Source organism: Actinomycetota bacterium, from assembly GCA_005774595.1.
In the GTDB taxonomy this organism is placed as follows: Bacteria; Actinomycetota; Coriobacteriia; order Anaerosomatales; family D1FN1-002; genus D1FN1-002.
The window spans coordinates 4887-14512 of sequence record VAUM01000011.1 but is presented as its reverse complement, the minus strand read 5'-3'; the positions used below and the strand labels follow the sequence as shown (position 1 = coordinate 14512).

The 9626-nt window shown below is 69.9% G+C and carries 10 protein-coding genes; all 10 read right to left on the bottom strand.

Annotated features, from left to right (window positions below; all coding sequences use genetic code 11):
• Window positions 1-17 precede the first annotated feature (17 nt).
• The 10 genes from FDZ70_01180 to FDZ70_01135 all read right to left on the bottom strand — a co-directional run bounded on the left by FDZ70_01180 (window position 18) and on the right by FDZ70_01135 (window position 9590).
• Window positions 18-551, bottom strand: a complete 534-nt coding sequence (locus tag FDZ70_01180; protein TLM80344.1) for a shikimate kinase — start codon at window positions 549-551, stop codon at window positions 18-20.
• Window positions 548-1714, bottom strand: a complete 1167-nt coding sequence (gene aroC / locus FDZ70_01175) for a chorismate synthase (protein ID TLM80343.1) — start codon at window positions 1712-1714, stop codon at window positions 548-550. The genes FDZ70_01180 and aroC overlap by 4 nt, the downstream gene beginning before the upstream one ends.
• Window positions 1715-1811: 97 nt before the next feature.
• Window positions 1812-2507 carry a hypothetical protein gene (locus FDZ70_01170; protein ID TLM80342.1) on the bottom strand — a complete coding sequence of 232 codons (696 nt, stop codon included), beginning with the start codon at window positions 2505-2507 and terminating at the stop codon, window positions 1812-1814.
• A 17-nt stretch (window positions 2508-2524) separates the two neighbouring features.
• A complete protein-coding gene (locus tag FDZ70_01165; protein TLM80341.1) occupies window positions 2525-3229 on the bottom strand; it encodes a hypothetical protein in 705 nt (234 codons plus the stop codon).
• Complete coding sequence (locus tag FDZ70_01160) at window positions 3159-3788, bottom strand: hypothetical protein (protein TLM80340.1); 630 nt, start codon at window positions 3786-3788, stop codon at window positions 3159-3161. The genes FDZ70_01165 and FDZ70_01160 overlap by 71 nt, the downstream gene beginning before the upstream one ends.
• The gene (pilM, locus tag FDZ70_01155) at window positions 3788-4942 is read right to left on the bottom strand and encodes a type IV pilus assembly protein PilM (protein ID TLM80339.1); all 1155 of its coding nucleotides are present in this window, start codon (window positions 4940-4942) and stop codon (window positions 3788-3790) included. The genes FDZ70_01160 and pilM overlap by 1 nt, the downstream gene beginning before the upstream one ends.
• Before the next feature lie 116 nt (window positions 4943-5058).
• Window positions 5059-6462 carry a hypothetical protein gene (locus FDZ70_01150; protein TLM80338.1) on the bottom strand — a complete coding sequence of 468 codons (1404 nt, stop codon included), beginning with the start codon at window positions 6460-6462 and terminating at the stop codon, window positions 5059-5061.
• Window positions 6463-6518: 56 nt separating this feature from the next.
• Window positions 6519-7094, bottom strand: a complete 576-nt coding sequence (locus FDZ70_01145; protein TLM80337.1) for a prepilin-type N-terminal cleavage/methylation domain-containing protein — start codon at window positions 7092-7094, stop codon at window positions 6519-6521.
• Window positions 7095-8627 (bottom strand): hypothetical protein, encoded by a 1533-nt coding sequence (locus tag FDZ70_01140; GenBank protein ID TLM80336.1) that lies wholly within the window; start codon window positions 8625-8627, stop codon window positions 7095-7097. It abuts the gene before it with no gap.
• 129 nt (window positions 8628-8756) lie between these two features.
• Window positions 8757-9590: a prepilin peptidase gene (locus FDZ70_01135; GenBank protein TLM80335.1), complete on the bottom strand. Its 834-nt coding sequence runs from the start codon at window positions 9588-9590 to the stop codon at window positions 8757-8759.
• Between the last annotated feature and the right edge of the window lie 36 nt (window positions 9591-9626).

The window sequence follows — 9626 nt, the reverse complement described above, 5'->3', positions numbered from 1 at the left end:
GCGCTCGACGGCGCCGTTCACGGACGCACCCCCGCCCCTGCGTGCATGGCGAGCGCGGCGAGCACGGCCGCGGTCACGCCGTCCGGCGACTGGTGCCGCGTGTCGACCGTGACGTCCGCCGCCGACGCGTAGACCGGCTCGCGCTCCGCGAGCAGCGCAGCGGCGGCGGCGCGGGGGTCCTCGGCTTCACGCAACAGTGGCCGGGACGCGTAGTCGCCGATGCGGTCCAGCGCCTCGTCCGAGCCGACCTGCAGGTACACCACGGTCCCGGCATCCTTCATCGTCCGCCGGTTCCACAGATCCAACACGGCACCGCCGCCGCAGGACACGACCGCGTCGGGACCCGCCGCGACCTCTTGGATGGCCCGGCGCTCCATGGCACGGAACGCGGTCTCTCCGCTGTCGGCGAACAGCTGGGAGATCGTGCGGCGCGTCGTCCGCTCGATCGTCTCGTCGATGTCGACGAATGGCAGCCCGAGTCGCTCGGCCACGAGCCGGCCGACGGTGCTCTTCCCGGATCCCATGAAGCCGATGAGGAAGACGTGGCTCACCGCGCGGTCCGCTCAGTGTACGCAGCGAGCGCCGCGAGCATGTCGCCGAGGCAGTCGCCGCCGACCTTGGCCTGGTATGCATCGGCGAGCACGAGCGCGACCTCCGCTTCGGCGACGACTGCCGCAGCGGGCACCGCGCAGACGTCCGAGCGCTCGCGCGCGGCGTCCACGGGCTCGCCGGTCTCGAGGTCCACGCTCGGCAGCGACTTCATCAGCGTCGGGATCGGCTTCATCGCGGCCGACAGGACGAGGGGCTCGCCGTTCGTCATACCGCCCTCGAGCCCGCCGGCGTGGTTGCTGGGGCGCACGAATGCGCCCGCGCGCGCGGGCAGGATCGGGTCGTGCGCCTCGCTTCCCGGGCCCGCCGCCAGCGCGAACCCGTCACCGAACTCGACGCCCTTGATCGCGGGGATGGACACGACGGCGCCCGCGAGCCGGGCGTCCAGCCGCTCTCCCGCGGTGGCGTAGCCGCCGAGGCCCGGCGCCAACCCGATCGCGTACACGGTGAACACGCCGCCGAGGCTCTCGCCGGACGCTGCCGCCTCATCGATGCGGTCGCGCATGCGCGCGGCGGCCGCCTCGTCGGGGCAGCGCACGTCACTCGCCTCCACCGCGGCCACGTCGACCGCGGCCGCGTCGGCGAGCGGCTCCATCTGCACGCCGCCGATCGCACGCACGTAGGAGCCCACCGACACGCCGAGTCCGCGCAGGAGCGCCTTGGCCACCGCTCCGGCGGCCACCCGCGCCGCCGTCTCCCGCGCACTCGCGCGCTCGAGCACGTCGCGGACGTCACTCGCGCCGGTCTTCAGGCAGCCGGCGAGGTCCGCGTGGCCGGGACGCGGCGCCGTCACGCGCGCCTTCCCGGCCGCTTGCGCCGCCTCGTCGCCGCCACCCGGCGCCATGACGTCCGTCCAGTTCTCCCAGTCGCGGTTCGCCACGGTGATCGCGACGGGACTGCCGATGGTCCGGCCGAAGCGCACGCCCGACAGCAGCATCGCGCGGTCGCTCTCGATCGTCATCCGACCGCCACGGCCGTAGCCGACCTGCCGGCGCCCGAGGTCGGCGTCGACGTCGGCCGCCTCGAGGGGCACGCCGGCGGGAACGCCGGTCACGATGGTCACGAGCGCTCGCCCGTGTGACTCACCTGCGGTGGTGTAGCGCATACGGCCTCCGTGCGCGCTGCCTGGATGGACGGGGTTCGATTCTAACACCCGCCCTCAGGACCCCCGCAGCGGGCACGTGGGCGCGCGGAGAGCGGCGCTACTTCGCGGCGACCGAGCCCTGCCCCACTCGCAGCGTGACGGTCGAGTCGCCGTAGAGCATCGTCGCGGAGTCCGCGCCCACCGAGATGACCTGCCACGCGGTCCCCTCGATGACCTCGCCGGCGGCCCGCGTGTAGGTGGACCCGTTCCACCACAGCACCGCGTGCCGTACGCCGTCCTCGGTCACGACGTCGAGGAGGTACAGCGTGTCCTCCTCGCCGCTGAAGGTCGAGGAGGTGTCTTCCGATGCGGACACGACCTCCTTGGCGAGCGGGTCGAAGATGTCCCGGAAGGTGAAGATCTGGCTGTTCGCGACCGGCAGGGGCACGTGCGTGCCCTCCTTGGCCGCGGCGGTCCCGGTCCCGGCGGCCGAGCCGCCCGCGACGCCGCCGGCGGTCGTCCCTGCTCCCGTCGTGACCGCGCCCTGGAGGGCCTGGTCGACGCCCTTCTGCACCACGCTGGCGCCGAAGAACGAGATCAGCACCACGGCCACGACCGCGATGATCGCGCCGAGCACGGCGAGCCCGATGCCGCCGATGACGATCTTGCCGAGCGTCGTGCCGAGGAACGCCTTGAAGCCGCCGCCCTTCTTCGCGGACCCCGGCTCGGCGCCCGCGGCCGGCGCGGCCAGCATCTCATCGACGCCCGGAAGCGCCTCCGGCGTCGAGACGGGCGTTGTCAGGTCGTCGGCCACGGGGTCCTCACATGCTCCTACGGGGTCGGCGGCGGTGTCGCCGTCCCGGTCGACGAGGCGTCCGCGTTGATCGTGTACACCTCGATGAACATCGTCACGGCGACCTCGGTCTCGGTCTCGACCGTCTGCGTGCTCGCCGCGGAGCCGCTCGGCTCGCTGTAGTCGATGGTCGTCTCAACGACCCGCACACCGCGCGTCATCTTCTCGAGACGCCGCATGAAGTCGATGTAGTCCGCCCACCGCCCGACCAGCTCGAGCTTGACCTGGTATGCGGTGTAGGTCTCCAGGTCCTCGGTCGCCGGCTCCGGGGCGATGCGCTCGAGCATCAAGCCCGACGAGTCCGCAGCGTCCTGGATCTCGATGATCAGCGAGGGCAGTTCGGGCGAGTCGGGGACGCGGTTCGTCTGGAGGATGTACTCCGCGCTCGTCCTGGCGGCGTTGTCCCTCGCCTCGATGCGCCGGTTGAGCAGATCCCGCGCGGCCGCGATCTGCTCGTCCTGCGCCTTGATCTCGTCGCTCAGCTCTCCGACCTTCTGGAACTGCGGCCAGATGAGGAAGAAGAGCATCGCGGCGCACAGCGCGATGACGCCGATGATGGCCAGTATGATCTGGTTGCGCAGGGTGAGCTTCACCGGCGGTCTCCTCCTCCCCTCACGGCCCGGTAGGCGGGGCAGGCACCGCGCCCGCGGAACCCGTGTCCGCGGCGGCGGGCTTGGCCACATCGGCGGTTATCTCGAAGCTGATGGTGGGCAGCGGCCACTCCTCCGGCATCTTCTCGGACTTGGTCAGCCACACGTTGGCGAGTTGGTCGAGATCGGCGAAGCGCACGAGCGCCTTGGCGATCACCTTGTGCCCCGAGTCCGGGGTGTCCTCCGGGTCGAGGGCCGAACCCTCCACCTGCACGTTGGGCGTGCGCTCCTCGTCGGCCTTGATCCTCGACGCCCACATGTCCGAAGGCAGGACCAGCGAGATCTCGGTGAACAGCCGCGACCAGTCGATCCGCGCCGAGAGCGCCTCGTCGGCGATCTCCTGCCGGTCGGCGAGGTCCTTCTCCTTGGTCTCGAAGACCCTGAACGCCTCGGCCTGCTTCTGGAGGCCGACCGCCTGGTCCTGCTTGGACTGCAGCTCCTGGCTGCGGCCGCCCACGATGAACAGCGCCACACCGTAGACGAGCAGCAGGACCGCGACCGCGGCGACGCCGGCGAGTGCGACGTAGCTGAAGGTCTTCTCGGCCTTGCGCTTCTCGACGATCTCGGGAGGCAGGAGGTTGATGCGGACCATCAGGTCAGCCCGCCCATCGCCAGCCCGATCGCGGGAGCCGCGCCGAAGCGGTCCTGCATGAGCGTCTGCTGGACGCCGCCGGACGTGCTCACGCGCTCGAGCCCGTCGGTGAGCTGGACCTCGGCCTGCAGGCCCTTCTCGAGGTAGTTCGCGAGGTTCAGCAGCTGCGCGCCGCTGCCGGTCAGGTAGATGCGCTTGATGCTGCGGACCTGCGTGGCCTGCGTCAGGTAGTAGTCGATGGAACGGCAGACCTCGGCGATGAACTTGTTGACCTCGCGCTCGAGGGCGTCCTGCGCCGTCTGCGCCTGGCCGGCGTCGAGCTCCGGCGGGAAGACGGAACTGTGCGTCTCGATGTCAGGCAAGCCCACGCGCAGCTTCAGGTCCTCGGCCTCGTCGAAGGTCAGGTTGAGCACGTTGGCGATCGCCTGCGTGAACTGGTTGCCGGCGAGTGAGGACACGCGCGTGAAGCGCGGGACGCTCTTCTCGACGACGGCGATGTTGGTCAGGCCCGACGAGATGTGGATGACGCCGGTCGCCTCACCCTCCTCGCCCTCGTCGGGCAGCACGCTCTCGGTGGCGCCGAACAGCGAGCGCACGATGGCGAACGCCGTGACGTCGATGGCGGTGAGCTTGAGGCCCGCGCCCTCGACGGCCTCCACGGCCGTGCCTATCATGTCGCGCTGCGCCGCGACGAGCAGCACCTCCATCATGTGCTCGTCCGCGCCGGTCATGTAGTCGCCGATGATCTGGAAGTCCAGGATCGCTTCCTCGACCGGGATCGGGATGTAGTCCTGCGCCTGGTACTGGATCGCGCCCTCGAGCTCCGCCTTGTCCATGAACGGCAGGTCGATGAGGCGCACCACGACCTTCTGGTTCGAGACGCCGATGGCGACTTCCTTGCCGGAGACGCCGCTGCGCCGCCACAGGTCCTTGACCGCCGAAGTCACCGCGTCGACGTCGACGATCTCGCCCTCGACGACCGCGCCCATCGGCATGGGCGCGACGCCGTACGCGGCGAGCGCGAGGCCGGAGCCGCTAGGCCTGACTTGGGCAACGCGCACGTGGTCGGTCCCGATGTCGAGGCCGACCGGCAGCGGTGCAGAGGACAGGGAGATAGGAGCCACCGACCCTCCTTCTGGTGCTGCTGCGATGATAGCTGCTTCCGGTGCTGCGACTGCGTGCTGCGGATGAGCTCCCGTGGCGAATCATACCATACCGGGTGTTTTCAACAACCTGTGGACAACCGGAGGCGGTCGGGGGTGGAGCGCCGCTACTGGCGGGACCAGGTGCCCGGGAAGATGAGGCCGCCGCCCGCGCCCGGCATGCTCTCGGGCAGGACGTCCTTCAGGATCGGGTTCGTCCGCAGCGTGATGTTCGGAGAGGTGGCGCTGATCACGCCGGCCAGGACCGTGCCCTCGTAGACCGTACCGGGCTTGTCGAGGGTGAACGTGCCGTTGCAGAAGACCGCACCGGTCATGGCCTCGCGGTGCAGCCACACGTCGCCGGCGGTCACGATCCCGAGCGCCTCGGACGCCGACAGGCCGTCGCGCGGCACGAGGTTGCCCTCGATGTAGACGTCGCCGTTGCACACGAGCGTGCCGTTGCCGACGTAGTTGTTCACGCCCGCCAAGATGTTGACCGGGCCGTCGATGAGGACCGTGCCGTTGACGTAGAGCGTCCCGGTGCCTGCGTCGTACGCGAAGTCGTCGAAGGTGGCGGACGCGGCGTCGTAGCCGTTGCCCGGCCAGGCGCCGAACGACGCCGCGCCGATGTCCAGCGTGTGGGTGCCGTTGTTGAGCGGGCCGTGACCTCCCGCGTCCCCGCGGTACTTGTAGTAGTCCGAAGTACCCGCAGGAGCGGTGTCGGCCATCCGCCGGCCGGGGATCGTCGTCCCGTCCGCGTACGACTGGGGAACAAGGTGGATGATCACGGTCTCGGTGTTGGGCGCCGATGACGCGGTGCCGCCCATCTTGTTGTCCGTGGACTCCTTGCGGGCGAGCTCCTCGGCCGCGTCCATGTAGTCCGAGGTCACCCACGGCAGCTCGATGTCGGGCACCGAGGTGCGGACCGGACCGTCGATGTGCGCGTCGATCTTGTGGAGGTCCACCGTGCCGCCGGTGCAGTACACGCGCACCGGGTCGGCTGCGGTGCCCAAGTCGCAACCCGCGCCGCCGTGGGTCGTGATGAGCTTGCCCTCGCGGATGAACAGTGGCCCGCCGTAGTAGTTCGAACTGGATCCCCACTCCATGTCGCCGCGGATGTAGAGCGGCCCGTCGATGGTCGCCTGGCCGTTCCACGCAGAACCGCCGCCGAGCGACGCGCCCTCGCCGGCGCCCATGTTCAGGTCCCACAGGTTCAGGTAGAAGAACCGCTGGGTGACGATCTCGCTGGCACCCTCAGACACGCCCCGGCACTGGATGATGTACTCGTAGGCGTCCAGCTGCTGGACGGTGACCGCGTAGCTCCCGTCCTCGGTCGTGCCGTTCTTGGGGTAGTCGTCGAGGTTGTCGGAGTTGAACGTCGCGAGCTCGAGCTCGAGCCCGGAGTTCGCGACCTGGAACGCGCGCGTCTCACCGCGGTTGCGCACCGAGTCGTGCAGCGTCTCGCTCGCCATGAAGTAGGCGCCGATCGCCACGACCGTCACCACGGCGGCGATGCCCAGGACCGCGGCCATCGCGAATCCGCCATCCGACCGGCCCCTCAGACGCGTCAGCATGCTCGTCCCATCCCCTATCGGTTCCGGAACATGACTTCGCGCGTATCGCGCAAGGCCTTGCCCTGGTAGTTGACGCGCATGTCGATGACCAGCTTGCCCGCCTTGGCCGGGACATCGGCCATGTTCGTGATCTCGACGGCCGCCGACGTCGTCGTGGCCGAGCGGTAGTAGTGGAACAGCGGCACGCCGAGCGCGCGGTTGGCGTTGTTCCTCGACCAGGTGTACGTGCTCCTCAGCGTCGTGTTCTGCCCGAGGTTGTTCACGAGCCAGATCTGGTCGACGACCGTCTTGTCCGCGTTCGCGCTGATGATGTGGCGCTCCCGGATGTCGTCGTTGTTGCGGTCGGTCAGGAACTGCACGGAGTACGCGGTCGGGGCCTCGATTGACAGGTTCTGCGACGCGATCTCCTCGAGGAAGGTGAGCGTCGCGCCGATCTCGCGTGCCTGGACGGACTGGATCTCGGAGACCTGACTGCTCTTGTAGACCACCTGCAGGCCCAGATACGCCATCCCCAAGACGATGAGGAGCAGCCCGAGCGCCACGATCAGCTCGGTCAGCGTGAAGCCGGAGTCATCGCGCCAGCGGTCCATCTACCACTCCGCGTGCACGAGCGTCGCGGTCGCGCCCACGCTCGTCGGCGTCGGTCCGAACACGTCCGACCCGACGCCCGCCGCTGTGCCGCCGGCATACCCGGCCGGCGTGTAGTACACGTGGTAGCGGTAGTACAGCGGCTGCCACTGGCCGGTGACCTTGGTGAGCGCGATCGAGCCGGTCGTGAACGTCGCCGGCGAAGAGCCGGCGACGACCCTGTTGCCGATCCACGTCCACGCGCCGGCGGTGCCTGAGCGATAGGAGAACGAGTACGTCGTCCATCCGGTGCACGGGAACGTCGGCGGTGAGACGGTGAGCGTCGCGATCGCGGCTGGCGCCTTCGCGGTGATGATCGCCGAGGTGCCGCCGCCGAGCGGACGCGTCACGTACGGCGCGGAGGGCACGGCGTTCGCGGCGTTCAAGCGCGGGCTGCGCGCCAGCGCGGTGACGACGTAGCGGCTGAACCGGTACGTCCCCAGGTCGGTCAGCAGGCCTGAGATGGTCACCGTCGGGCTCGAATCCCACGACGACGGGTCGGTGTACGAGCCATACCCGGCCGGCTTCTGCCGGTACTGGGTGACGTCGTACATCGTCGCCTCCGAGCCGGGGCCCCACTGTGCGGTCACCAGCGCGTCGGTCGAGACGGTCGCGGTCGGCACGCCGGAGTCGCCCGGCGGATCGTTGTCGACGTAGAAGGTGCGGTCGACGGCGCGCGAGTTGCCCTCGCTGTCCCATGCGCGGCAGCGCACGGTCTGCCAGCCGTCGTCGACCACCTCGGTGACCTCCCCGTCCACCATCATGACCTGCCCTGTGTGCCACCGGAACGACACGCTCGCGCTCGACTGGCCGACAGACCATTCCCACTCGGCGGTGTCGGCGCCCAGCACCGTCGCGTCCGCGAGGTACACCAGCTCGGTCGCCGAGCCGATCATGTACATCTCCATGCGGCGGATGTCCTGATCGCTGTCCTGCGATTCCGCCTCGGCGCCAAGCTCCAGCGGCGTCGGCGAGCCGCCCGAGTTCCACACCAGGTTGCTGTAGACCACGGAGCCGTCGTCCGGCGTCGTGGCGGTCCACACGAGGTCCGGCCCCATCGCGATGCCGGTGAACTGGGTGAGGTCCTGATCGCGGTCCCGGATGATCGAGTACGCCGTGGTGGTGACGGGAGTGCGCCCGGGCACGGTCGCGACCGCGGTGACGCGCAGTTCCTTCGTGACGGAGGAGCGCTCCTGGACCTGGTAGCTCACGGTGACGGAGATGCCGTTCGCGGTGAACGTCTCGCTCGACGGCAGGACCCCGGAGCCACCGGATGTCGCGATCGCCACTTGGCTGAACGGCAGGCCGCGCACGTACTCCATGCGCGACGCGATCGTGTTGCTGATGAGGTTGCGCTGCTTGGCGTCGATGCCCATGTTGGTCGACGTCGCGACGAGGCCGAGCACGCCCGTCAGCACGACGAACATGATGAAGGCCGCGAAGACGACCTCGAACACGTTCATTCCGTCGTCGCGATGCATCGATGCAAGCCTCATGGCCGGCCACCTCGCTCCGTACTGCGCCCGGCAGCGCATACTACCTCGTTTCCCGTATCGGCAACGCACTCGGCGCACTTGAGCCGTTGGTGATGCTCAGTGACGTACGGCACTGCCGGCCCGCGCGCATCACGCCATCCCGACCGCGCGGAAGTACCATCCGACCAGTTCAGGCCCTGCGAGCGCCGCGACGGCCCCGCCCGCGGCCAGGTACGGACCGAACGGCGCCCGCTCCGCGAGCGCGCGCTTCCCCGCCGCAGCGCCGAACAGCCGGCCGGCCAGCGCGAGCACGGTTCCCGCGACGAAGGCGACCGCCACGTAGGGTCCGAGGAACACGCCCATCGCAGCGAGCAGTTTCACGTCGCCGAAGCCGAGACCCTCGCGCTTGCGGACCGCCTCATACGCCCACCCGATCGCCCACGCCGGCCCCGCGCCCAGCGTCGCTCCGAGGAGCGCCGCTGCGACCGGGCCGCCGAGAGCGCCGGTGCCGTGCCAGCCGATCGGGACGATCTCGACGCCGGTCACCTGCGACGCCAGCGCGCCCGCCGCGCCCGCGCCGGCGAGCGCGCCGACGATCCCGTTCGGAAGCCGCATGGTGTCCAGATCGATGAAGGACAGCACCAGCAACGTCCACAGGAACGCCGCCGCGACGACCGCCGTGGCCGGACGCCCCGCGAACCGCACGGCAGCCGCGACGAACGCTGCCGCCGAGAGCGCCTCGACCACGGGGTAGCGCACGCTGATGCGCGTGCCGCAGTCACGGCAGCGCGCGCCGAGAGCGACCCACGAGACGATCGGCACGTTGTCGTACCAGCGGATCGGGTGGCCGCACACAGGACAGCTCGACGCGGGCGCGTTCAGGCTCTCACCGCGGGGGAAGCGCCAGACCACGACGTTGCCGAAGCTCCCGAAGGCCGCGCCGAACGCGGCCCAAGCGATGAGGATGAGTGGCGTGGTCTGCACAGCCGCTAGCGTACCACCGCGCGGGCCGCGTTCGGC